The following is a 25,901-nucleotide window of genomic DNA, read 5'->3' on the forward strand; positions in this document are numbered from 1 at the left end:
TCTATGTATCACGAATGATATCATGAGTGCTCGCCCTATGAATATTTAAAATACAATGCCGCCCAACAGGACGGCTCTTATTTTTACTTTACAAACGTAACATATTCACCAGAAACCCATTGATTTCCACCAACATTATACCAACCATCTTTATATCCAAATGATTGATATTTTTCACCTTGATACACGTTTTTCACAATGCCGTAATTTGTTCCTGGGCCGGTACGAACACGTAATACATCAGCGATTATAGTAACTACACCTATACCCCCGTTTGATGATTGTGAAGGTGTTGGTACATTTCCTCCCGTATAACGAATATATGATGGATCGTTAAAAATCCACTGATCGCCACCGAGATTTAACCAGCCATTTGATTGCCCAAATACTTTGTAGGACTCTCCTTTCCCTAATTGACGAATAACGCCATATCCAGTACCAGGTCCTTTTCGTAAATTTACATTACTACCGTTAATATAAGCAATCCCTACACTATCATTCGACGTGGAAGGAGTCACTACGTTTTGAGCACCTTTTCCAAAAGTATCCGTTCCATATCCTTTGTAGTTATATTGCAAATGCGGGCTATCCACAAATCCTTTCCAGTCACCGCCCCATTCAAAACCAATTTGTTTAGCATAACGAATTGCTGATGCCCACGGTTCTTTATTATAGCCATTCCAATCTTCTGTACCATTCGACTGAATTGGAACAAAATCTAATGCCTGTCCTACTAAGTGATATGAGCGCATCGTTTGTGATGCTCCTTTACGAACATATTCCCGTTGTTGCTCGACCGTTCGGATTGTTTCATAAATTAATACTTCAATTCCATTGTCGATACAGTACTGATACCACTTAAAAGCTGCAGCTTTCGTATTATCCGCTAATTTATTCAGATTACTTACATTTCTATTGTGGTATTTCAATATGCAACATCTCCTTTTCTATTATCCTATGCAAAACTCTTCTCACGGGTTGTACATATACCTACAACGATACGAAGTACAAATACATAGGAAGCCAATTCAGCTAAAAAGGTTTTCACTTCTAGCTTCAAACTTTGTAAGTTGAAATCGAAGCAATAAAAAAACCACAACTTAAGTCTTCCAGTTGCGGTTTTTGGTATTTTCTTTTTATATGCCACATGCCTTCTTGCATTGATAATCCTAATATACAGGTTGTATAAATTTTTCCTTTATGAATAACACTTCTTATTCATGACTTTTCAAATCCAATAATATTGAATGTAAACGATCCGGATCATTAGTAAACATCCCATCGACTCCCCATGAAAGTAACTTTTTCATATCTTTTTCATTATCTACTGTAAATGGATGAACTTCTAATCCGTTTTTCTTTATTTTATTTACATAATCTGAATCAATATATTTGTAATTCATGCCAAGACCTATGCAGTACATTTTATACTTTTCTATCTCTAATTTTGTTAATTGAACTGCTTTTTTATAAGGTAATAATTGTACTATGGATATATTACTATTTAAGCTATGAATCTTTTGTAGACTTTCTTCACTAAACGATTGAATAATAACTTTATCCTGTATTTCGTAGTGATTAATAATTTCTAATAATTTTTCTTCCATTCCTGGATATTCATCAGGTGTTTTTGTTTCAATATAATAGTTCGCGTTATGCCCAAACGTTTCAATAATTTCTGTTAATGTTGGGACTTTTGCATTTTCAAATTCTTTCTTTGCTAAGTTCGGATATTTTTCATTGAAAAGAGAGCCAGCATTTAGTTGCTTTATTTCTTCTAATGTATGCTCTTTTACCAGCCCAGTACCATTCGTTGTACGGTTTAATATTTCATCATGCATAGCCACTAAATGTCCATCTTTTGTCATTTGAAGATCAATTTCTATATAATCTCCATTCATTTGTTGGCCTAATTGATATGCTGCTATTGTATGTTCAGGTGCATACGCAGAAGCACCTCTATGTGCGATATTTTTTATATGATTTGATTGATTAATAGCTTTAGTATACTTATGTTTATTTATTTTCTGAAAAACAAAGATACTTATTACTATAAAGGCACAAATTATTGTAACGAGATATATCTTTTTCATAACGATTTATAAGCTCCTATATAAAGACGATTTAACTTGAATGATTTACTCAATTAAATGTCGATTTTCCAATACAGTCATTTTGCCAATAGCTTGAAATCCCGATCTTTTATAAATGTTGATTCCATCGGGTGAAGCTTGTAACACACAATACATATTTTTTAATTTTTGTGCTTCTTGCAGAAGGAAATTGAACATAGTAGATCCGAATCCTCGTCCTCTCATTTCCTCTTTAGTTGCGATGTCATAAATACCAATACTATCTTTTGAACATATCAATGAACCAACAGTTACGACTTCCCCTTCATAAAATCCTAAAAATAGTTTCATATTTTCACTGTTCCATAAATCAAGATTAGAAATTTGATTATAGAATGCTTGTACATGTATACCTTCTTCTGATGTGCCGAATAGATTAGCTAACATTTCTCCAAATTTTTTTATTTGTGCAGGTGATGATGCCTGTTGAATTGTAAAACTTACTGGCATGTTTATTGTTGGAGAAATTGTTTTTAAGTCTGCTACCATCGCAATATTCTGTTCCGCTTCTTTTAAACCAATTTTAATTAACTCACTTTTTATATCCCACTCTTGCTCTTCATCCCATAACCAAACACTCATTGGAAATTTCTTTTGATTATAGTATTCTACCTCCTTATATAATTTCTCTATCCCTACCGTTAAATTATTGTTTAGTAGAGTGATGATATTGAATGTATCGGCAGGTAATCCGCAATCAACAGCAATATAATCTTGCGTTTCTTTTATACTCATTCCGGGCACAAATTGCGCAACATATGAAGTTTTAAATGCAAAGTTATCTATTAGTAGTTGTTTATAATTCATCAATAGTTCTCCTTTTCATAAAAAGTACTCCTCGAATTCTTCTATATTAAATATAACATATTAGAAATTTACCTTTTTCTATAAAAAGTACCTCTTTAAATTGTGCTCTATAGTTTAAAATAATTAAAAATGATATAACGTTGTCGGAATGAAAAAAGTGGTATATAATAAATATTAACATTACTAGTAATTATTTTAGGTATTCCTAGAATAAAGGAGCGATACATATGAAAATTACTATTTATTTCGGAAGTCATGAAGATCAAGATGTTCGTACTATGGACTGTCATTTAGATGTAGAAGATACAGAAGAGATTGTTTCTGTATCATAATATAAATAGTTAGGGTAAACCCTATTCCCTACAGCGTTTAAGGCACCTTTTATAAGGTGTCTTTTTTGTTATATTTTCATCAAAAACCCTTTACTTTATAGCGTTTTAATAGTAAAATATAAACATACGAACAAATGTTCTTTTTATTTTAAACGTACATGAAGGGATGATTTTAACAATGGCTCCATTAAAGCGCAGAGGAAGAAAAAAGCAAGCACCTATTATTTCAAATACAGGCTTTATCGGCTCTGTCTTTATTGATACATTGGAGTTACAAAAGAAATCCTATTATTTCGCTCGTAAAAAACTTCAAATTGTTCATCACGTATTAGATGGTCTCTCTGGAGCAACAAGTGCTTTATTTAAAGAACATAACATTTCAGCATACATGTCATGTGTGTATTTACATAAACAAAAGAAAATTGGCTTTGTTCTTTCAACGAAACCATTTGAACAAAGTGATGGCGTTGCTTATTTTGTCAATTATTTAATCGAAAAGAATTTTTACGGCGGCCATGACGAAGATGTAGAATATCAAGAAGTATTTAATACAGGTTTTATCGGTGTAGTATTTGCTGATTTATCTAGTATAGATCGCTTTAATTTCGAGTTTGAAATGGGTATGCTAACGAAATTAATGAAAGATATGATTATTCCGGTTAAAGAACTCTTTTTACGCCATAATGTACCGGCTTACATCTCCACTTCTCATTTAGAAGAACAAAACAAATTAGGTTTCGTTCTCTCTGTAAAGCCATATGACGAACGCGCTGAAGCAGATTTATATTTTGAAGCATATTTAAAAGAACGAGGATTATTTATTGGTGATGAAGAAGATGAAATTGATAAGATTGTTATTAGAAAAACAGCTGAATTACGATAGAAAAGCGCAGGATTAGAATCCTGCGCTTTTTAAGTTACGTTAAACACTATAATCTTTTGAATGAATTTCTAAATTTAACTTATTTGCTAAAATTTTATTCAAAATAAAAAATACAATCCCCCCTGCAATGGGAAGCGTATAGGCTGGAATGAAATTTAATAATAGTCCTGATATTGCAAGTGCTATTGGCTGCATTATTTTACCTAAGCTTAATCCAATACTAAGAACTCTTCCTCTATATTCTTCAGGAATCTCATTTTGCATGAAATACATTAAAGGAATATCAATTTGTGCTATCATAAATCCTAAAAAGAACATAATCATGCAATACGTAGTAACATATACCAAATTATTTACTACAATAGATTTAAATAAAACAGGTATTCCTGAAACTATCATAAAAATTGCCAACATAAAACTTATTTTCTTCAATAGATAAGAATAAGAAAAACAATTAGTTATCTTTTTTACTAATATTGCACCAACTATCATACCTATCGGAAAAGTCCCTTGAATCATACCAAATTGCTTAGAACTAAGATTGAGAACTGTGTTAATAATGTATGGCAATGGAACAGTTACAGCAAAGCCTAAAAAGAAATTAAGGGAAATTAAAATACTAAAAGTATTTTTTAAGCTTTTCCGCTCCAATAAGTAAGAGTATCCCTCCTTTATATCTTCAATAAAATTAATTTTTCTAATTGAACATTCCTCATTTATGTTTTGCTCAAACAATTTAAAGTTAATAAATAATATGGAAATAGCCGAAAGGATAAATGAAATACCGTTTATAATTATAAAAATTTTAATATCAAAGACTGCAAAAACAATACCACCTAACATAGGACCTAGAATTAAAGATATAGAATCGATAATTTTACTTATAGAGTTAATACTCATTAGCCTCTCTTTGGAGACGATATTTGGTTTTGCAGCTTCTAATCCTATTCCAAAAAATGTTGTAAATACCGTTATAAGAAAGGTAGTAGCATAAATGGTGAATAAGTCTAATCCATAATTACTGCTAAATATATAAACAGTAATTAATAAGCTTCCACTTAGTAAATCCATACAAATGACCAATTTCTTTTTATCAACTTTATCTGCAATTACACCAGCAAATGGATTCATAACAATCATCGGAATAGTTCCTAAAATAAGCGTAATGGCAAAATTTAATGCTGATCCGGTTATATGTAAAACATATAATCCTAATGCAAAACTATAAATAGAGCTACCAAATATTGATACTGTTTTCCCGAATGAATAGAGACACATATTTCTTAGTTCTTGGTTTCTTTTTTTATTTTCTATATGTAATCGTAAACTTCCCATCACTTTTCCCCCTACCTAACTTTGTGTTACGTACATTGTAAGTTCTTGGGTCAACCCAATAGCAATATGTACTATTTGAAAAGTTTTAAGGGGAAATAAATAAAAGATGGGGTTAACCCCATCTTTTTCCGAAAAATGAATATGTATAAATTTCTTCTCCTTGAACAAAGAAATCCTCGTACCTTCCCCCTCGTATCAAATAATTTGAAGTACTTTCATCAATAGATTGAAACTGTAAATTTTCGATTTCTTTTGTTACTTTTGCAGATGTAAAATTCTCTCTGAGTCTAGGTGCAATTTGGCTATTTATGCTGAATTTATTAAATAAAATAAATGAACTTAATAAATAACAATTGTGTTTAAAAAGGGAATTTAATTCACACAATAAGAACTCCTCATATTCAAAACTATAATTACTTGTACCTGATTGATCGATTACAATATCAACAGAATTATTCTGAATAGGTATGTTTAGAAAGTCGGCACAGATAAATACAATATTTCTTTTCACATTTCTTCTCTCAATTACATCTTTTAAAAGTAAAAGTTTATTCAAATCTCGATCAACAGCAATATATAAACACTCTTCCGGTAGTTCTTCATAAATATTTCGTAAAAAGAACCCAATACCAGACCCTAAATCAAGTAGTATTTTTTCATTTAAATCTAATTGCATTAGTTTCTTTTTCGCCCATTCTCCTCCTCTTTGAACATTTTCCAAAAAAGCAGTATCCGTTTCATGGATATAATCTGAAATAGAATCTTCAAGTGATTTCCTCTTATACACCTCAAATAATTTTCCAGCTGTTAAAACTCCGGAAGTAATCGCGTATTCTTCACCACAATTACAAATTAATTTCCCCTCAACAATTTGATTTTTATTAATAATGCCATCTTCAAGAATTAAATTTCCGTTACACTTAACACATTTAAATAAATGAAGTACTTTTAAATCTACCCCTAAAATTGAACTCGAAATTTCAGTTTCTATAGATAAATTATTTAACGTTTTCTTTAATTTATCTTTTCGTTCCTTTAAGGTTTTTATCTCTTGTTCAATCTTTTCATATTTTACTTTAAATAAAGATTGATAAAAAATATCCTTTTCATAGTCTAAGGATTTCCCTAAATTTTTATAAAGAAACAGTTCTTTAATTTCATTCAAGCTAAACCCTATCCATTTGTACTCTAATATAAGTTCTATATCCTTTTGACAATACTCGTCAAAAAAATAGTGACTTCCTTTTTTCTCAGGAATAACGAGTCCGAGATCCATATAATGTCTAATCGTATCTACACTTACATTATTTACTTCTGCAAACTTACTGATTTTCATCCTAATCACTACCATTTATATATTTGTTTATACATACTTCTTTATTATTTTAAAAAATCCTTTCATCTCCCTATATAAAATTGTTTATATTATGAAAAAGATGTAATTAATTTTAGAGTTCCGCCACATATCCATCAAGCTAAGCTTATTTAAATTTAGCTACTCTTTTTAATCTTGAATTTTAAAAAAGAGTAGCAGGTAGTACGGTTATGTCTATATATCTAAAAAACTTAAAATTAAACTATGAGTTCATGGATAAATTAAAAACTGCGGCGTAAGTACTACAGTTTCTTCCTTCTTCATTGAGTTGAAATATGTAAAGTTACGTACTTTAACTGTGGCGGACTTGTACTACGCGTTCATATTAATTTTATAGACGTTTAAGGATTTTGTTTTATGGTAAGTATTTTTGCTGTGAAATCAGGATTGTAAATATAGATGAACGTGATTCAAATCAAAAAAAGGTACTCCTAGAAGTACCTTTTTTACTATTCTATATGTGCGAACGCTTTCAAGATTATTGGATATAAATTGATGTACGCATTGTATTAAATGGTGAATTTATAGATGTCTTTTGGTACTCAAACGTTCCTTGTTGGTGTCCAGAAGCATCCCATTTATAATACCAGCCAACGATTGGTCTTCCGCCAATTATAGTGGAATCAATACTTTTTACATTAGAACCATTCATTTTAGCAAATGGGTTTTGGCCATAGCCCATTTCTTTCGTTGTAATATATAAATATTTTCCCCCGTGGTTACGCGATGTGCTGAAGCTGTTCTGATTAATTGTTTCTACCCCGCCTAGCTCAGACTCTACTTGTACGACGTTTAGTGAAGTAAGTGGTGCTGCTGGTCCAGCTGAAGCTTCTGTTGCCATTCCTAATCCGACGAACGCTGTAATTGCTAACGATGAAATCCCTAGTGCTGCTTTTTTAAACATAAAAAACATCCCCTTCCATCTATTGTTTTCTCTTTCATTTTCAATATAATCCTAATAACCTTATATGTAAATAGATTGTAGCTGTATAAATATTAGTGCGAATATTCTATTATATATTTCTACAATTCTATTACTCAATATGAATGATTTACAGTGCAAAACGAAATACACACATGTCAAGTTTGTAGTGTTGACATAAAAATTGTAAACTGGCTTATGCCTCGTATTTATCATATTTTATATCCAATATTCCTAAGCTTCTGTATTCTAGAATGTTTTTACTACAACTATTCATTTTTTCTTTGCAGGAACAACTGTGATAACATCTCCTTTATCATTTAAAGTCAGAGAATGTAGAAATTATAGCTAGCTATTGATATGCTACCTACTACGTACTGGAGCGCAACCTATCTGATAGGTGAATGATTCATGTGAAAAAGGAAACGCTACCAGTTCTATAGCACCTCCTTTTTATTTAATAAGTTAGACAGAAAGAATAGAAATAATGTTTTTCCTGTTTCACTATCCTTTTGTTTGTAAATGAACTGAGTTTTGAAAAACTATCCTATATAGTATGAATCGGGTATAGACATTAAATAATAGAATAGGGCACCTATTACTCCACAAGTAAAAATAGTAAATCCCATATTTCTTATGCCTTTAATTTTTGACCACAATCCAATAAATCCTGCTATTAACCCACTTAAAGAGAATAGTGAAAAGTTGGAAACGGGTGTAAGAAGAAATTCCGCATTAATCCCTGTCCCCCAACAAACAATAGGTAACACGACAAGGGTAAGACAAAGTAATCCCATTACACTTACAAGTAATTTAAGATATTTGATACCTGCAATAATTAAATAGATTCCACCTATAAATCCACATAACCAGTAAATTGGCATAAAGTAAATCCAAAGAAAATGCAAGATGATCATATGTAATTTCCTCCTATTTATTTTCGCTCATTGTAGTTCTGGTTATTTGATGTTCTGAATTCGTTGCTAATTTATTAAGTTGATTTAGCGTTTCTTCTAAATCAAACGAATTGAACCAGCGATAATCCTGTCTGTCTAGAATACGATAATGCTGACTAATTAGATTTTGTTGTAAGCGAAAGTTCCCTTTTTCTTGAATCTGCTTCCACCAGACTTTTCCTCCCAATGTTTTTTCTTTGAAGTTGTTAGTGCTATTGTGGGCCATTGTTTCGATTACTACTAATGGATCATCCCCAAGAGTATTCTGTAAAACTTCACTATCTCTAAACAATGCACAAATAGCAACAGTGTTGGTCCAACCTGCATTCGTTCTCCCTTTCTCAATTTGAACAAGCGTTTTTTTTGATATGCCGAGAACTTCAGCCATTTTATCTTGTGTATATCTTTTTTCAGTGCGTATTAACTTTATTTTCATTGAAATAAGTTCAATTGCATGCTCCTTATTCACTTTACTCCCCCCTCAAAAGTAACTAATGTGTTATTTAGTGTAATTTTACACTTTAATCAATTCATTTTCAACTCAATCCTCCTTAAACCTTGTAAGAAATAATTGGATAAGTCATAAAAAAGGCATTCCACAGTTATATATGAGAAGGTAACTCGACCATCGATTTCTAACCTCGATGGAGATATGTCGAGATCACATTTCATTTTAATTAAATAAAAAACCCGTGAATAATTCACGGGTTTTACTTTAATAACTAATTGCTATTGTACCTTCACCTGCATGAACCGCAAATGAAATTGGTAATGGATATAATTTGAAATCCATTTCAGGGAATGCTTGTCTAATATCTGCAATCCATTCTTCGGCTCCATCTTTATCATTAGCATGGAACATATGAAGTACTTTGGGTAATTCTTTTTCAAGTTCATTTTTAATATATTCTCGACATTTTTGGATTTTACGAACTTTCTTTTCAAGTAAAAGCTCTCCACCTTTTACTTCTAATATTAAGTTGACACTTAATAAACTTCCAAGTAAAAATTGAATACCCTTTACACGGCCACTTGCATATAGACCTTTTAAACTCTTTGGAAATACATGAAAAGGTCTTCTTTTTTCCTCTACTAATGTTTTGTGTATATCTTGTAAAGTCATACCATCATTGTATAACGATTTCGCTTTTCTAATTAGTTCATCCATTGGATAACTTGTTGTTTCACTGTCTAATACCGTTAATGGAAAACCTGCCATTTCTGCAGCTAACTTCATATTTTGATAGGTTCCACTTACTTTTCCGCTAATAGCAACTGCAAATCCCTCTTCATATTCTTCTTTGCATTTCGAAAATAACTCTACCATTTCCCCTATGTTAGGCTGTGATGTAGTGACAGTTTTACCTTCGTTCAAAGCATTATAAACGCGCTCACGCACACCTTCTTCACAATCTTTGTACGACACACCATCAATAATAACTTCAATTGGGATAACAAAGTTATCTCCTTCTGTTTTAAAACTCGCAGTTGTACTATCAGTAATCCAAGCAACACGCTTCATGTTGTTCCTCCCTTAATTCAATTCCTCTTTTCTGACTTTTCTATATATTTATGTTACGAAAAGAGAATATCCCTGTAATAGTAACAGGACTTTATTGTTTTGGCTATAGTAGATGCATATTAAATGTGACTATTTCTTGTCTATTTCACAAATAAAAAAGAAAATCAAGGAATTTGCTCGATTTTCTTGTTATCATATACTATTTAAAAGTTTCATTATCTAAAATTACAACATAATCATTCGTTAATCGGCCAGCTTCTTTTGTATAACTAACAAGCCTTTGTATATTATCACAGCAAATTTTTGCTCCCCATACGAGTAACGGTACACCAATAAAATCGATATGGAACCTTCTAGAAAACAGCCCACCGAAAGTCATTGGTAAAGGTACGGTTGGTGATGTATTAGAAAAAATAATCTTTTCATGACTTTGATAATGTTTTTGCAAGATTTCTCCTAAATGCTTCATCGCTGGTACAACAACTTTTGATGCGCCACATCCAATCGTATATACAGGATGACCATGTTCATCGATTCCATGAAAAATAATTTTTCCCATATCTTCTGTTTTCAATTTATTAAAGTAATCTACATTCAAAATTTCTTCTTTCGTTAACTTACGATCCGTTGGTAGTTTATTTAAATGATACGCTGCAGCTAGTGAGGTAGTATGTGTTCCACCAAAATCTGTATAAATGTATATCATATTATCATCCCTTGTTGTAAAAGTTCAATGTTAATTAGTATTACCGTTCTTAGCAATGTTAAACAAGGGGTGAATGTATTTACGTTTTTTGTGTTAATTCATTATATTTTTCCCAAATATAATAACGTCTACTAATCACAGTGCCTAATGTAATACATAAAAAGGCATTTGTTACAACCATTAATGTCTGGTGCGTACTATCAGAAAACATACTTTGTTTAATCATAATTTTTGCTCCTAAAATAACAAGAAGGATTATTGTACTTACCCAATTTCCTTTTCGTAGTACATGACCTGTTTTACTATCAAATCGAAATGTTAAAGCTCTTCCCCGTATAATTCCTAGACCTAAGCCAATTCCAAGCATTACAACAAACAGTAGTCCTTGCAGCAAAGTTATTTGTCCCATATGAATAATGGACTGGATTGTTACAAAGCACAACAAAGCCGGAATGAGCCAAATACGGTTTATTTTCACTTTTCGTTCTTTACTTTGCATCAAAACAATAATAAGAACAACAAGTAAAATATCCATTTAAAATCCTCCTATAAACTTGTTTATCTTTAAAGATTATATTCTCCTCTTTTCATTCCATACTTGAAATACGATAGCTACTTTCAAGTGTAAGACGGAAAATGTGATTTCTCATCAGCCTTAAGCATTATTTATAAAAATAAAAAGACGTACTTTTTACTCGTACGCCTTTAATAACTCGTTTAAACTCCTATTTATCAACTAATTCCACACCTTTAGAATTAGCTTTACCCAACACTCGAATGTTAAATTTATTAATGGCTTTTAAAAAAATATTATAAATACAATATCCAACAATAGAACCTATAACATTACAGATCATATCATCAATATCAGTAATACGTCCCACTCCACTAAATAAAGACTCAATTAATTGTAGCAATTCAATACTAGCTGATATAGAAAATCCTAATAAAACTGTACTTTTGAATTTCTTATATTTATCCCATAGGATAGGTGCTAAAAATCCTAAAGGCATTAATAATAAAAATTTACAATTATATAGTAATGTTTTCTAATTTAAAAATCCATATAATTATATATAATTGTACAGAATTACAAAAACCCCTTATTTAATAAATAAAGGGTTCCTCGTTAACTAAAATATTTTTCAAAACGGAAACAATCATGAACCCGTTTAAATTATTTTCGTATCTCTTCTTTTAAATCCATATAATTAAAAAGCTCTTTCTATTTCTGTCATTAATTTTTCAGGTCCTGCCCCTTTATTCGATGGAATAACTAAAGTGATTCCTAATTCTGGATATATAGCCGAGCGAAAACTGACGCCTGGATCATATCCCATTACATGATATTTGAATACCTTGTTTTCTCGTGTTTCAATCCATATTCCATAGCCGTAGGACTGTTTATCATTTACTTGAATGTGAGGAGTTAAAAGTAATTTTGTATATTCCTTTCCTAAAATTTCATTATTAAATAGGGCCGCCCAAAATTTCAGCATGTCTGGTGCAGTAACATATGCACCTCCATCAGCTCCTCCTTTTATCGGTATAGAGTAGGCGTTTGTTCTCCAATTTTGGTTGGTTTCGTCCTTTATATATCCTAGAGCTGTATGTCTTGGTAATCTATCTAACGAAAAATAGCCAGAATCATTCATGCCAATCGGATTAAAAATGTTCTTTTCTATATACTCCGTAAATTTAAGTCCCGTCTGTTCTTCTATTATTAATCCAAGTATGATAAAACCTGCATTGTTGTAGTGAAACTTAGTTCCAGGTGCAAACATCATATTACTTTTTTGGAATAATGATAAAAAGTCTTTTAAGCTCTTTAATAGATACATAGGTGTTTGTTTCCAAAGATCTTCGAAGTTATCCATAATACTTTCATCAAAATAATCTGGTATACCAGCGCTATGTGTTAGTAGTTGATGTATTGTAATATCTTCATCGAAGTTTGGAAATTTTATCTCTAGACAATCTTTTAATTTTGTATGAAAAGAAATAAAACCTTTTTCAACAAGTTGACAGATCCCAATTGCAGTGAAAATTTTACATCCTGAGGCAATGCCAAATCTTGTTTGTATCGTATTGTTTATACATTCACTTTGGTTTGCGTAACCCAAAGCTTTTTCATAGACTAAGTCTTTTTCTTTTTTTACTAAAACTACTCCAGAGAAATCTATTTTCTTTTGTATTTCTTTTACAATTTTATCAATTTCATCTTTTGTTTTTATCACGACAACCACCCTTATCTTTCGGTATTGTTCTTTCCCCTTATTAATTTTTCCATATAAAGGGGAAAGAACCCTTTTATTAAATACGATAAATTGTTAATGAGAACACAAAGTTCATTTCGAATTTATCCCGCTATTTGTGGGCAGTAAGACCCCCATCTCAAAATTCAGCGAAAGCAAAGAAGTTAAGTGGGGACCCTGCTGCCCGTAAAAGCCCGATTGGTGAGGGCTGATAATCAGTGGGGGATGCCCCCTGATTAAAGTTTCACTTTATTGATTCAGTAGAATACAACTTAGATTGTGCTGGGAATAAAGTAAACACACATAAGACGATAGTAATAAATAACATGACCAATGAACCTACAATAACTACAAGTTGTATAGAAATGAACTGAGTCGCAACACCAGATAATATTGTAATAAAGATTGTTACTATCGCAATAACAAGTCCATATATACTCCCAATCCGTCCCATCATATGAACAGGGATATTATTTTGGTAAAATGTATAAAATCCTGTATTTGCATATGCCATTGAAAAAGATAAAATACAGAATCCAATAGCAGCTATTAAAAATACATTTGAAAAAGCATAAATTAAATAACCAATTGTAATGAATAATGATCCTATTCCAATTAGAAGTGAAGGTGCTAATTTCTTTGACAAAATTGTATTTGTTATGGCACCTAAAATAAATCCTGCACCAGCTATACTAACTAGAAAACCATATTCACTATCTGTTAGTAGTAATACCTCTTTCGCAAACGATAGTTCAAGTGAATCAGTAGCGGTTGCTAATGCGAACATACTTTGAAATAAGAAGTACACGCATACGACATACACATGTTTTCTACTAAAATTTATAACAGTGTTCCAATCTTTTTTTAATACTGTAAGAGATAATGTATTACTTGTTGTATCCGAAGCTTCTTTCTTATCAAGATTAGGTAAAAGTAATGTAATGAATCCTGATAAGAGAAATGCTATAGCATTTATATATATAGCAATCTCTGGTGTACTCGCAATTAATAAAACCCCTGCTATCGCTGGACCAATTAAAAATGCACCAGATCCTATTAAACTACGTAATGAGTTGAAACGTTGTCTTTGTTCTACTGGAATTAATTTCGTCATATACGTCATAGCAGTTGGCTCATAAATTGCACTGGCCATACTTATAAAGAATACAAATACATAAACAATCCAAATTGACGGAAGTAAAGGTAAAATAGCGATAAATAACGCACGATATATATCGAGGTGAATCATTAACTTCCGTTTATTTAAACGATCAATCATACTCCCAGACCAAGCGTTTGTAAATAAAGTGGCTAATGGTTTTATTACATATAAAGCAGCAACAGCTAAGGCTGAGCCACCCATATTATAGACAAGTACATTCAGTGCTATTAAGTAAATCCATGCCCCTAAATTCGCAATACCAACACCGGACAGTAGTAATAAAGGATATTTCCAATCTTTAAGAAAGTTTTTCATTTTTGGCCCCCGCTTTCAAAATTGTTTTAAAACAATAAAAAAATCCCACCCCCAAGACTTTTAATCTTAGGGACGAGATTTATCATCGCGGTGCCACCCTAGTTTGTTAATATGTCACCATATTAACCTTATCAGGTACTGCATTCTAACTCATGCTTATACCATAGCTATATAACGGGAGCTCCCGTCACACCATCCCCTAATAATAGGTTCCGATGCGCTGCTCAGAGGCTTGGTTCAATAAAGAATTTTTACTCCTTTTCAGCTAAATGGAGCTCTCTGTAAAAAATTCATTTTATTTACTCTTCTCTTCACTGCATTTGATTTTTTCCATATTATCACAATTATTTTTAACTGTAAATAAAAAATAATCAGATATTTAATAACGTGTCTCTATTAATTCATTTATTTATTGTTTTTTCTGAAAATTACGGTGCGTGAAATTACTTACAGCTCTAAAGAAAGAGCCATTTGCATCTAGCTCCTTCCAAATACCTGAATTAATTCGTATTCGCCTCTGTTAACGGTTGTAACGGCGGTTCTAATTCTAGTTCTAGTGTATCTCCTTCATGTAAATCTTGTCCTTTTTCAATACTTTGGCTCGTTACATAACCTGTACCAGAAGTTTTCAAATCTAATTTCAAAAGCTTAGAGAAATACATAACATCACGCATGGACCAACCTTTTACATTTGGCATTTGTGCGTTATTCCCTAATAAAAATATACGATCACCTTCACTCATTACCTCGCCAGACTGTGGATATTGTTTTATTATTTTTCCTTCTCCTAAAATTACCGGCTGTAGCTTCTCTTTTTCTACACTTTTCTCTGCTGTACCCATCGATTGATTTACATAATTTTGTACTTTTAATTGAGATTGCTTCGTTGCATCAGCTATTTGTTTTTCTGTATACGGTTTCACCTTTAAATATTCAAGGCTGTTTTTTATAACAGGTTTAAATATTTCAGCAAGAGGCTGAGCTCCATACTCATCTCCTTTTAACTTTGGCTGCTTAATAGCTAAGTATACGATTAACTCCGGATCATCAATTGGAGCCATTCCTAAAAAGGAGAAAATGTAATTCTCTTTCCCTTCCATATATCGGCCGTTTTCAGGATTCGGGATTTGTGCTGTTCCTGTCTTACCTCCAATTGGATAACCATCTACTTTATACATTGTACCAGTTCCTTTTGAAGATGTTATAACACGCTCCATTAAGCTTCTAACCTTGTCCGCTGTTTCTTTTTTTATCGGATTCCCAATTTCTTTCGGTTGATTTTCCATAATAACTTCTTTATTTGTTGGATTTACAACTTTATCAACGATATATGGTTGCATCATTTTCCCGTCATTTGCTATAGCAGTAGCTGCTTGGATTAATTGAATCGGAGTTACTGTAGAACCTTGACCGAAAGAAGTTGTAACCTGTTGAATTTGCGTATTTAATAATAAAGTATTTTTACTTTCTCCAGGTAAATCTATTCCTGTTTTTTGATTGAATCCAAATTTATTCATATATTGCTTAAATTTATTTGGTTTCAGTAACTGATCTTCTAAAATAGAAAAAGCTACGTTTGATGATCTTTCAAAACCTTCATCAAATGTAATTGACCCCCATCCAAATCCACCATTATGATCTTTTATATCAGAGGAACCAACGGAATATTTTCCAGATTGAAAATATTCTTTTCCGTTATATACACCTTCATTAATGGCAGCTGCTAACGTAAAAACTTTCATAGTTGAACCTGGTTCATATGCATTTGCAATCGGATCATTTAAAAAGTATTCGATATCACCTACATTAGGATTGTAACTAGGTTTACTAGACATCGCTAAAACCTTTCCTGTTTTTGGATCAGCAATAATTCCAATTAACATAGAAGGATCATAATGCTCTTGTGCTTTGTTCATCGCTTCTTCTAAAAAGCTATTAATTTGTTTATCAAGCGTTAAATACACGTTATTCCCATTTTTAGCAGGTTCTACTTTACCTATATCATTTGTAAGCGGAATCCCCCTTCGTGTACCCACATATTCTATATTCCCGTTTGTAGAGCGCAAATATTTATCCAAACTCTTTTCAACCCCAAACTTTCCTTCCGTATTCCCTTTATCATCTGGTCTAGCAAAACCCAGTATATAGGATGCAAAATCTTCATTCGGATACACTCTTGCTTTTTCCGACATAAAAGATACACCTGGTATTTTTAAATCGTTAATTTTTTCCTTCGTTTCCCTAGATAAGTTCCGACCAATTTTCCCAATTTCAACTTGCGTACGCCCTTCATGAAAGTTTTTTAATACTTCTTCTTTATCAATTTCAAGCACATCGGCTAATTGTTGTGCGGTTTCATCTTTATTTTTCACTTTATCTTTTCCTTTTAAATTCACAACAACTCGATATGTTGTAGAATCTTGTACTAACACCTTTCCCGTTTGGTCATAGATAGTGCCACGATTCGCTTCTAAAACACCTTTTTTATTATGTTGTTCATCCGCGAGGTCCTTTACATTTACATTATGCACGACTCCTACTGCCTGAATATAGACTATACGCAAAATCATAATAAGAAACAAAACAATAAAAGCAATCATCATATATCGAGCGCCTTTATTCGTTTGAAGTTTTTGCATACTTATCTCCTCTCTTTTGGAATGGATTCGTACGAAGATGCGTTTTATAATTTGTAGTTTTTGTTTACAATACTATATGTTTCGAAGTTTTCTTTTTAATTCCTTTAAAACAATACGAAACTAACTATTGTTATTTTTTGTTTTTGTTTTATTTAATTAAAGTACGGTGCGTGAAATTTCTGAATATTAACTCCACCAAAACTTGATTGCATATCACTCTAAACTCTTTTCTTATTTACTATAAAAAGTTCCCCTCTGGATTTCCAAAGGGGAACTTTTTATAAGAAAATTATGCGATATGGTTATATTTTGCTAAGAAAGGAATTCGTCTCGCTACTAATGCATACATTTTGAATACGAATTTCGCTATTGGTTCAAACATACGTGTACTTTGCATTACTAAACCGCTCGTAACAAGTGTTATGAAAGCTGCACCAAGTATATCTAAAGGATAATGAACACCTACATACATACGTGATATACCGACTAACACTGCCCATAATAGCGCGATATATTTCAGTTTTTCTCCTCTAAGAATAAATACGAAGGCGATTGAAAATACAAGTACAGAATGATCACTAACAAATGATGAATCTGCTGCATGTGGTACTAATTGATGTACATCATGTGATACGAACGGACGCGGATGGTAATATACCGCATGTATAAGAACATTTACTACTAATGCAATAATAACCGAAAGCGTCGTATATAAAACTGTATATTGTTTTCTAATTGCATTCTCTTTCTTTCCATTATTAAACCATAAGATAAGCATAAATAAAATGGCTACGTATGCAGCGCTATTTGTAATTGCAACCATTATCGTATCTAATAGTTTGGATGAATCAGCAAAATTATTAAACCACTGAAATACTGTGTAATTCATAATACTCTCTCCCTACTTACAAGTGTTCTTGATTTACACAGTATACAATACCATTATGAAAATGGGCTTAAACTTTTCTCATCTAATTCTCATTTTACTATTACTCATGTGACAATTATAAAACAAATTTTATACGCTATTTATGTATAAAGTTCGTAAACCTTTATAATAAGGCGATTCGTATTTTTTTCATGTTTGGAATACATAACATGTTCATTTAAATATACTAATTGTAAAATCATATTTTTTAATTCATTTGAAGTACAATATTTCCAAATTGTTCTCCATGTTCCATACGGCTTAGTGCTCGAATTGCTTCTTCTAACGAGTAAACTTTATCAATAATTGGTTTAATTTGATGTTTTTCTATAAACTTTATCATCTCATTAAATTCCTCACGGCTACCCATGGATGTTCCCATAATATCAATTTGATTGTAAAATAGCGCGCGTAATGGTAATTCAATTTTATCTCCTGAGCTTGCACCAAAATTCACGATTCTTCCGTTTGGTTTTAATACATCAAAATATTTCAAAAAAGTTGCTGGACCTATACTATCTATTATTAAATCTACTTTTTCACCTTGTAAGCTCTCTTCCCAATTTCCGGCACTATGAAAAGAAATATCTGCACCATATTTTGCAGCAAGTTCCATTTTATTCTCTACCCTTGAAGTAACACTCACTTTTGCGCCAATTGCTTTCGCGAATAACATGGCAAATGTAGCAACACCACCGCCTATTCCCGGAATTAAAACGTGTTCGCCGCGCTTCAATCTACCTTTAGTAAAAAGCGCTCTATATGCAGTTAATGCGGATAAAGATAAAACACCTGATTCTTCCCAAGTAAGATATGACGGCTTTTCTACAACATTTTCAACTGGTACAATTACATATTCAGCAAACGTTCCATCTTTCGGCCCACCTAGCACTTCCGGTAACTCCGGTACTTCAGTAGCATGTTCCCATCCAATACTAGGATTAATAATAACTTCTGTATGTAATATGTTATCAGAAACACCGTTTCCAATTTCCGTAACAATACCTGCACCATCTGATCCTATTACTAATGGTAGATCCATTTCTTTTCTATTATTTATAATAAATAAATCCCGATGATTTAAGCCTGCTGATTTTAATTTCACTTTAACTTCCCCATCATTAAGTGCTCTCTCAGGTGATATTTTATATTCTACACCGTCAAACCCAGTTTTATATTGATGTACGATAGCTTTCATTATTATTCCCCCTTAATAATTTTAATGTACTAGAAATTTCGAAATAAACAAAATGATTTGATCGTAAAAAAAGAAGGAATGCAAAACGCACCCCTTCTTTGAAGGCTTATTTTATTATACATGGTAATGTAATCGTAACGATTGTTTCTTCATTTTCTTTACTCTCTATTTTAATAGCTCCTTTATATTTTTCTACAAGTCGTTTTGCAATAGACAAACCTAGTCCGTTTCCACCTTGTTTTCGACTTCTCGCTTTGTCAACTCGGTAAAACCGATTAAGAACAAATGGTAAATCGGTTTCAGGTATTCCCGTTCCATGATCTATTACACGAATTGTAACTTTCCCTGATTGTAAACTGGATTCTATGCAAATATATTTATTAACCTCTTTTGTATACTTAACTGCATTATCCATTATGATAATAATAATTTGTTCTAAGTAAGATGATGGCATTGAAACATAAGCCTCGTCATCCCCGAATTTCATATCAAATTGAAAATCACTTTGAATTACTATAAAGTTTTGTGTAACATGTTTTAATACGCTATTTACATGGACTGGCTCAGCTACTATTGGATACATTTGTTCAGATTCAGCTCTTGATAGTTCAAGCAATTCTGAAACTAATTTATTTAAACGATCTACTTCCTTTAAACTAGATTGAAGAGATTTATCTAATACTGCTGGATCATTTTTCCCCCATCGGTTTAACATCGCTAAGTGACCATGAATAATTGTTAACGGTGTTCTTAGTTCATGAGATGCGTCTTCGACAAACTGTTTCTGTTGTGCAAAAGAAGTTTCTACTTCATCCATCATCTCGTTAAAGAGAAATGATAATTTTGCAAGCTCATCATTATTTTCTCGTACTGGAACCCGTTCGTTTAGTCCATTCTTTTTAATACGTTTCATCGTATCTGTTATATTTTGAACACTTGATAATAGTTTCTTCGTTATAAGAATCCCACCTAAAAAACTAAATATCAATCCAAATATTCCAGCAATAAGCATTACCACTAAAATAACTTTTAATAAATAATCAAATGTCTCTAGGTTTTTCGTAAGTTCAATAGTGCCAGTAAACTCTTTCGTTTTAATTGGTATGCGCTTAACTAATATTCGATCTTCTAAATGCCTTTTTATAAATGACTCATCTTTTATAACCTGTTTCGGCTTTATCCACGTTTCATTAAAATCTCGTGAAACAGTAATAATCGGCCCCCCATCCATGTCAATAATACGAATCATTTGATGCTTATCAATCATATTGTTTAGAAAATCTTTACTGTTTTCAAATGTTTTACTCGAAAGGGTATCATTTTTATCTTGGAAATATGCCGCTATTTCCGTCACTTGCCTATTTATTTGTTTCTGTTCATAATCTATAGTCCACTTATTGATTACAATAAACTGCAAAGCACTATATAAGATGAATAAAATAAATACTAGTGTAGTGGACCAAAGTGTTAGTTTCCACTTTATAGGTAGATTTCGAATTCGAAACATAATATTTTTTATCATTTCATTATATATCCCGCACCACGGACTGTTTGGATATACTCCTCCTTATCTACACTATGTAACTTGTTTCGCAAATAACGAACATATACATCAACGATATTTGTCTCAACAATTGCATCATATCCCCATACTTGGTCCAGTAAAACATCACGAGTAAGTACGCGATTAATATTTTTCATAAACATAAGCAATAACTCGAATTCTTTATTTGTAAGTTCAATTTCTTCATTTCCTTTCGTTATAGTTCGAGATTCAATCTGAAGCTGCAAATCTTTGAATGTAAGAAATGAAACCTGCTTGTTTTCAATATGTTCTTCTCTTCTAAATATCACTCTCATACGTGCTAACAGTTCTTCAATTGCAAATGGTTTCGGAAGATAATCATCCGCTCCACTATCTAAACCTGTCACACGGTCCATAATACTATCACGAGCAGTCAGCATAATAATAGGTGTATTTTTAGTCGCTCTTAGTCGACGACATACCTCTAGTCCATTTAATCCAGGCAGCATTAAATCAAGCAAAATGAGATCGTAATTCTTTTCAAGTGCTGCGCTTAACCCTTTTCTTCCATCTAGTTGTATATCTACTTTATACCCTTCATATTTTAGTTCTAATTCTAGAAAATCTGCTAAACTTTCCTCATCCTCAATAATTAAAATGTGTTGCAACGGTAGTTCCTCCTAGACAATTAAATGAATAAATAATCCTATTCCAAATATAATTACAATGATTTGATGCACTTTTCTATACATCATAAATTTTTCTTTCTTATTCATTTTCTGTAAATAAAACCCAACAACCCCTAGTGCGATTAAGGCTAATAGAGAAAATATGCCACTGTATATGAGTAAAATATGAGGACTCCCTTTTATAAAAAAGTAAACACCATGAGTAATTGCAACAGCTATTATAGCGTATCCAATTAATACATGAAACTTTTTTGCAAATAGATACACTTCTTTAACTTTTTTAAATCCTTGTATATTTTTCTTCTTTAAAAACACCCATATATGGCGTAAAAACCATAATGAAGCAGCGATAATAGCCCCATATTCACCAAAAGAGCCTAATTTTTTATTTAACCATTTTACATTCAAAACATTGCCGTATATAACATTAATAAATAGCATCAATACACTACAAATAATAATAGTAATGCCCATAATTTTAACACACACACGAAAATATTTATTTCTTAATATCTTCTCCATTTTATTTAATCTCCTTACTCACAAAAGCTTTGTAACAAGCAGTCTATCAAATAAAAAAGAAAAGAACATGAGAGAAAGATTAAAATAAAATGAGAATTTCAATATCACTGACAATTATTATTGATTTTTTTCAGCTAACTTTATTATGTTTTGAATAAACGGTGCTTTTGCCTTTGTATATGAAACACGATCAAAAGCATATGTAATAGCAAGCATCTCTTTTAATTCTCTATATTCTTTACGTGCCCATTCATGGCTTATTAGAAAGTCACGAAATAAAATATTGTTCCTCCATTCGTCACTATTATAAATATAAACATGCAAATGATGAGTACCTGCTCTCCATTTTCCCTTTCTAAAAAAACGCCAATTGGTTGCATCTTTTGGAACATACTCATATCCAATTTCCGATAGAACTTCAATCCACTTTTCAGTTATTTGCAATTCTGTTACGCCAATCATCATATCAATAAGAGGTTTAGCTCCTAATCCTTCTACTGCTGTGCTTCCTATATGTTCAACAGCGATTATTTCTTGTCCTAACAAGGAACAGAATTTCTCTTTTTCTTTTATATACTCTTCAACCCAGTCTTTTTGATACGGTTTAATAACAATTTGTTGATCCATTGTATTCACCTCTTTATAAGTGTTTATCATTATATTTATAAAATTTTATATTGTTAGCATAGGATTTCCATAAAATATGTCGAATAGTGGAATGTACAACTTAATTATATTAAATGTGAGGTAATCTATGAAAGATAATTCCGTCGAAATTCAGTTAAATAGTGTAGCATTCCAATTAAAAGAATATCATAATTTTGATTGGCTTATTAAATTAGGGACCGTATTTGCAGTTTTTGACCAGCAAGATTCAGGTAATATAAGTTTTGGTGTAGAAAAAGATGGGCATAAGAAATTTATCAAATACGCAGGAGCACAAACAATTGCATATGAAGGAACAACGGGTGATGCTATTGAAAGGCTAAAAAATTCAGTTACTATTTATGAAGATTTAAAGCATGAATCGCTCATAAGATTAATTGATCATTTTCCAGTTCAATCTGGATATGTATTAATTTTCGATTGGTTTGATGGTGAATGTCTTCATTCGCATTGGCGCTTCCCACCTCCTGAGAAATATAAAAATCCAAACTCTCCATTTTATAAATTTAGACATTTACCTGTTATAGAACGAATTCATTCTTTACATTCCATTTTTTCTTTCCATACTTATGTAGAAAAGAAAAATTATGTAGCGATAGATTTTTATGACGGTAGTATTTTATATAATTTTAATACAAACGAAACAAAAATTTGTGATATAGATTTATACAGTAAGAAACCTTACATAAATAAAATGGGCCGGCTATGGGGTTCCTCCCGTTTTATGTCACCAGAGGAATTTGAACTAAACGCTATAATTGATGAAAGAACAAATGTATTTAATATGGGAGCAATAGCTTTCTCACTCTTAGGCGGTGAAAAAGATCGTTCTTTTATAAAATGGGAAGCAAGTAAGGAATTATATGAGGTAGCGTATCGTGCTGTAAATGACAATCGGGCAGAACGGTATGCATCAGTTACAGAATTCTACGAAGCGTGGTTAAAAGCGGCTGATGCAGAAAAGATATAACCCTAAATTATTAAAAGAAATATAGAGTTTATACTATTATCATGTATAGCAAGAATGATTTTATGAGCATTTCATATTATTGTGTTCTAATTGATTATGGCTATTATTAAGGAAGACATATCAGCGATAATTTATGTCTATTTTGTATGAGTGTTAGCAAGTTCGTTTGCAAACTTGCTAACACTTTTTTGTTTAAATATTTCACACCCAAAAGGTGCATACATATGATGATCAACATATAAACCGACTTTCTTAGCACCTAATTGACATAATTCATCGATAAAAGCCTGTGTACCTGCTCGCATATCATCCATTGTTTTCACTTCTACATCAGCCACCCAAACTGTTGCACTCTTGTCACCACATTTTCAGAAATCACGGGCTTCTACGCGTGCATCATTTTCAGAAACGACAGAATGCATAGTTACCAAAAGAAATCACATGCTGCTTCATAGCTTGTACATAACCTTTATACGATACCTCTGCACCACTTGTATGTAAAACTGATATATCATTAATTAATAGATGATAATGCATTACACCTTTTATTTCTACATCTTTTTCACGCTCTTTTATGCTACCCGTAACACGTATAACGTGTTTTGTAGTTTCCATACTTCCATCACTTTTCTAATTAACGACCTGTCCACATATCTTGCACAATTCCATTTTTAAATAATTCATATGGGAAATAACAATATCCTTTATCTCCCCAGTCTTCTCCCCAGCTGTTGCGAATAATAACCGTTTGCTTATCATCGTCATATCCAACAGCACAAACAGCATGTCCCGCTGGTTGACCATCTTCAACAATTACATCATCTGTTCCTGATACTGGAACTATACCAGTCTTTTTCACTTCTTCTGACATAAAAGATTTTGGTACAGCAAATCCAAGTACAGCAACTAATCCATGAGCAAGTGCAGCCTTTAATCCCGATAAATCTTGAATACGATGGTAGGTTCCAATTTTATAAAGTGCAGCATCTGATTCAGCCTTTGGTGATGGCTTATCTCTAAAATTCTCGGTATAAGGAAAATCCTCTTCAGGGCATACTCCAATATTTTTAAGAACCCCCATACCATCACGAACATTCGCTCCACTATCTTCCTGAATATGTCCTTCTATTTCTCGTTCATGATAATATAAAAACAAACGAGATAAGCAAGTAAATGGACGACCTGATTGTAATAATAGATATTCTCGTAATCCTGAAACAATTGCATTTGCCGTACAAGAACCTATATTCCATTGATTTACTATACCTGACATTTTAGGACGAAGATCGACTTGCGTTGGCAAATCCGCCTCATTACTAAACAAGTAACTCCGAAACATTTTGTCTCTTAAATCAACAGGGTCTTTTCTTACATTAAGGTACTTTACAATATCTTTGTTACTGGTAAAACTGAAATTTGATTCATTTGAACTCATTGTAAAAATCCATCCTTTCTTAATATCTAGATAATTCATTTCTTCTCTATACTTAACTTAAAAATTAAAAATATACCTATTTAATTTTTATTTCATTTGCATTCAATACATCCGCATGTTTAATTATTTATCTTTTTACTTATCAATTTCTATTTTCAATTTATCTCACAACTACTTGAACTCTATATCTTTTTTTCTTTCTTGTTTGATTCAATTGCTTTTTCCACTCACGTAATTAGTCTTGTAGTGCCCTCATATTTTCCTATCTCCCCCTTCCAAAATAAAAAGGACACCAATTCATTAAAACAACTTGAATTGCTGCTTTAATGAATTGGTGTCCTCTAGTTTTCTAGCCGGACTATATTTATTTCATTATACTTGTCTGTATAAAAAGATTCCTCCAAGCTTTATCTATTCTGTCTTTCTCATATTTTTGTATAACCTTTGTCCAACGAGCAATTGCTTTTTTTAGTTTCTTTTTCTTTAAATTATCCAATCCTCTCACTCCTTCTTATAAAACAGTTTTTTCCATTTTAGGCGTTTTCATTAATTTAATACCTTCTTACATTCAAAAAGTGGCTCAAATGTGAATTGTACCTATATAATTTCAAAAGGATTATTTTATTA

At 31.9% G+C, this 25,901-nt stretch carries 24 protein-coding genes, 2 pseudogenes and 1 other annotated feature; of the genes and pseudogenes, 2 read left to right on the top strand and 24 right to left on the bottom strand.

The window, feature by feature from the left end:
* Nucleotides 1–83 precede the first annotated feature (83 nt).
* The 3 genes from ACTFR8_RS01415 to ACTFR8_RS01425 form a co-directional block, all read right to left on the bottom strand.
* The gene (locus tag ACTFR8_RS01415; protein WP_000873743.1) at nt 84–929 is read right to left on the bottom strand and encodes an SH3 domain-containing protein; all 846 of its coding nucleotides are present in this window, start codon (nt 927–929) and stop codon (nt 84–86) included.
* A 285-nt stretch (nt 930–1,214) separates the two neighbouring features.
* Nucleotides 1,215–2,093 carry a glycerophosphodiester phosphodiesterase gene (locus ACTFR8_RS01420; RefSeq protein ID WP_000725661.1) on the bottom strand — a complete coding sequence of 293 codons (879 nt, stop codon included), beginning with the start codon at nt 2,091–2,093 and terminating at the stop codon, nt 1,215–1,217.
* Between the two features lie 45 nt (nt 2,094–2,138).
* Nucleotides 2,139–2,939 (bottom strand): GNAT family N-acetyltransferase, encoded by an 801-nt coding sequence (locus ACTFR8_RS01425; protein ID WP_001107066.1) that lies wholly within the window; start codon nt 2,937–2,939, stop codon nt 2,139–2,141.
* Nucleotides 2,940–3,449: 510 nt separating this feature from the next.
* Between ACTFR8_RS01425 and ACTFR8_RS01430 the strand changes: the two genes are divergently transcribed.
* The gene (locus ACTFR8_RS01430) at nt 3,450–4,154 is read left to right on the top strand and encodes a hypothetical protein (RefSeq protein ID WP_000035356.1); all 705 of its coding nucleotides are present in this window, start codon (nt 3,450–3,452) and stop codon (nt 4,152–4,154) included.
* A gap of 39 nt (nt 4,155–4,193) precedes the next feature.
* Here the strand turns inward: ACTFR8_RS01430 and ACTFR8_RS01435 are convergent, their stop codons facing one another.
* The 18 genes and pseudogenes from ACTFR8_RS01435 to ACTFR8_RS01520 all read right to left on the bottom strand — a co-directional run bounded on the left by ACTFR8_RS01435 (nt 4,194) and on the right by ACTFR8_RS01520 (nt 22,830).
* Nucleotides 4,194–5,489: an MFS transporter gene (locus tag ACTFR8_RS01435; RefSeq protein WP_252210012.1), complete on the bottom strand. Its 1,296-nt coding sequence runs from the start codon at nt 5,487–5,489 to the stop codon at nt 4,194–4,196.
* A gap of 112 nt (nt 5,490–5,601) precedes the next feature.
* Entirely contained in the window at nt 5,602–6,825 is a 1,224-nt protein-coding gene (locus tag ACTFR8_RS01440) for a MerR family transcriptional regulator (protein ID WP_000703280.1), read from the bottom strand.
* A gap of 517 nt (nt 6,826–7,342) precedes the next feature.
* Entirely contained in the window at nt 7,343–7,768 is a 426-nt protein-coding gene (locus tag ACTFR8_RS01445; RefSeq protein WP_000472917.1) for a DUF4879 domain-containing protein, read from the bottom strand.
* Nucleotides 7,769–8,328: 560 nt separating this feature from the next.
* Complete coding sequence (locus tag ACTFR8_RS01450; RefSeq protein WP_000584709.1) at nt 8,329–8,703, bottom strand: hypothetical protein; 375 nt, start codon at nt 8,701–8,703, stop codon at nt 8,329–8,331.
* Between the two features lie 13 nt (nt 8,704–8,716).
* Nucleotides 8,717–9,211: a helix-turn-helix transcriptional regulator gene (locus tag ACTFR8_RS01455; RefSeq protein WP_001031006.1), complete on the bottom strand. Its 495-nt coding sequence runs from the start codon at nt 9,209–9,211 to the stop codon at nt 8,717–8,719.
* Between the two features lie 246 nt (nt 9,212–9,457).
* On the bottom strand, nt 9,458–10,264 hold the full coding sequence (locus ACTFR8_RS01460; protein ID WP_252210011.1) for a DegV family protein: 807 nt from the start codon (nt 10,262–10,264) through the stop codon (nt 9,458–9,460).
* Between the two features lie 199 nt (nt 10,265–10,463).
* The gene (locus ACTFR8_RS01465) at nt 10,464–10,970 is read right to left on the bottom strand and encodes a DUF3189 family protein (RefSeq protein ID WP_000639421.1); all 507 of its coding nucleotides are present in this window, start codon (nt 10,968–10,970) and stop codon (nt 10,464–10,466) included.
* 79 nt (nt 10,971–11,049) lie between these two features.
* A complete protein-coding gene (locus ACTFR8_RS01470) occupies nt 11,050–11,505 on the bottom strand; it encodes a DUF1453 family protein (protein WP_000353708.1) in 456 nt (151 codons plus the stop codon).
* A 190-nt stretch (nt 11,506–11,695) separates the two neighbouring features.
* Nucleotides 11,696–11,992, bottom strand: a pseudogene (locus ACTFR8_RS01475) (VanZ family protein); the annotation flags it as partial.
* 189 nt (nt 11,993–12,181) lie between these two features.
* Nucleotides 12,182–13,207: a serine hydrolase domain-containing protein gene (locus tag ACTFR8_RS01480; RefSeq protein WP_044584507.1), complete on the bottom strand. Its 1,026-nt coding sequence runs from the start codon at nt 13,205–13,207 to the stop codon at nt 12,182–12,184.
* A gap of 262 nt (nt 13,208–13,469) precedes the next feature.
* Nucleotides 13,470–14,702 (bottom strand): MFS transporter, encoded by a 1,233-nt coding sequence (locus ACTFR8_RS01485; RefSeq protein ID WP_252210009.1) that lies wholly within the window; start codon nt 14,700–14,702, stop codon nt 13,470–13,472.
* 65 nt (nt 14,703–14,767) lie between these two features.
* Nucleotides 14,768–15,026: a binding site (T-box leader), on the bottom strand.
* 176 nt (nt 15,027–15,202) lie between these two features.
* On the bottom strand, nt 15,203–17,341 hold the full coding sequence (locus ACTFR8_RS01490) for a penicillin-binding protein (RefSeq protein WP_252210008.1): 2,139 nt from the start codon (nt 17,339–17,341) through the stop codon (nt 15,203–15,205).
* Nucleotides 17,342–17,630: 289 nt separating this feature from the next.
* On the bottom strand, nt 17,631–18,230 hold the full coding sequence (locus ACTFR8_RS01495) for an undecaprenyl-diphosphatase (RefSeq protein WP_001110118.1): 600 nt from the start codon (nt 18,228–18,230) through the stop codon (nt 17,631–17,633).
* A 247-nt stretch (nt 18,231–18,477) separates the two neighbouring features.
* Nucleotides 18,478–19,467: a zinc-binding dehydrogenase gene (locus ACTFR8_RS01500; protein WP_000644547.1), complete on the bottom strand. Its 990-nt coding sequence runs from the start codon at nt 19,465–19,467 to the stop codon at nt 18,478–18,480.
* A 106-nt stretch (nt 19,468–19,573) separates the two neighbouring features.
* Nucleotides 19,574–20,989 (bottom strand): HAMP domain-containing sensor histidine kinase, encoded by a 1,416-nt coding sequence (locus ACTFR8_RS01505; RefSeq protein WP_252210006.1) that lies wholly within the window; start codon nt 20,987–20,989, stop codon nt 19,574–19,576.
* A complete protein-coding gene (locus tag ACTFR8_RS01510) occupies nt 20,986–21,660 on the bottom strand; it encodes a response regulator transcription factor (RefSeq protein ID WP_001163828.1) in 675 nt (224 codons plus the stop codon). Before ACTFR8_RS01510 ends, ACTFR8_RS01505 begins: the two co-directional genes overlap by 4 nt.
* A 12-nt stretch (nt 21,661–21,672) precedes the next feature.
* Complete coding sequence (locus ACTFR8_RS01515) at nt 21,673–22,203, bottom strand: hypothetical protein (protein ID WP_000411454.1); 531 nt, start codon at nt 22,201–22,203, stop codon at nt 21,673–21,675.
* A 117-nt stretch (nt 22,204–22,320) separates the two neighbouring features.
* Nucleotides 22,321–22,830 carry a GrpB family protein gene (locus tag ACTFR8_RS01520; protein ID WP_000372690.1) on the bottom strand — a complete coding sequence of 170 codons (510 nt, stop codon included), beginning with the start codon at nt 22,828–22,830 and terminating at the stop codon, nt 22,321–22,323.
* Nucleotides 22,831–22,957: 127 nt separating this feature from the next.
* On the opposite strand from ACTFR8_RS01520, the gene ACTFR8_RS01525 reads away from it, so the two are divergent.
* Nucleotides 22,958–23,839 (top strand): protein kinase domain-containing protein, encoded by an 882-nt coding sequence (locus ACTFR8_RS01525; RefSeq protein ID WP_119781489.1) that lies wholly within the window; start codon nt 22,958–22,960, stop codon nt 23,837–23,839.
* 206 nt (nt 23,840–24,045) lie between these two features.
* On the opposite strand, the pseudogene ACTFR8_RS01530 reads toward ACTFR8_RS01525, so the two are convergent.
* The 3 genes and pseudogenes from ACTFR8_RS01530 to ACTFR8_RS01540 all read right to left on the bottom strand — a co-directional run.
* A pseudogene (locus tag ACTFR8_RS01530) lies at nt 24,046–24,313 on the bottom strand (GH25 family lysozyme); the annotation flags it as partial.
* A gap of 160 nt (nt 24,314–24,473) precedes the next feature.
* The gene (locus ACTFR8_RS01535; protein WP_000097509.1) at nt 24,474–25,274 is read right to left on the bottom strand and encodes a C1 family peptidase; all 801 of its coding nucleotides are present in this window, start codon (nt 25,272–25,274) and stop codon (nt 24,474–24,476) included.
* Nucleotides 25,275–25,638: 364 nt separating this feature from the next.
* Nucleotides 25,639–25,770 (bottom strand): DUF3983 domain-containing protein, encoded by a 132-nt coding sequence (locus tag ACTFR8_RS01540; protein WP_114556335.1) that lies wholly within the window; start codon nt 25,768–25,770, stop codon nt 25,639–25,641.
* Between the last annotated feature and the right edge of the window lie 131 nt (nt 25,771–25,901).

This window comes from Bacillus cereus group sp. MYBK15-3 (assembly GCF_051916765.1).
Lineage (GTDB): Bacteria > Bacillota > Bacilli > Bacillales > Bacillaceae_G > Bacillus_A > Bacillus_A cereus.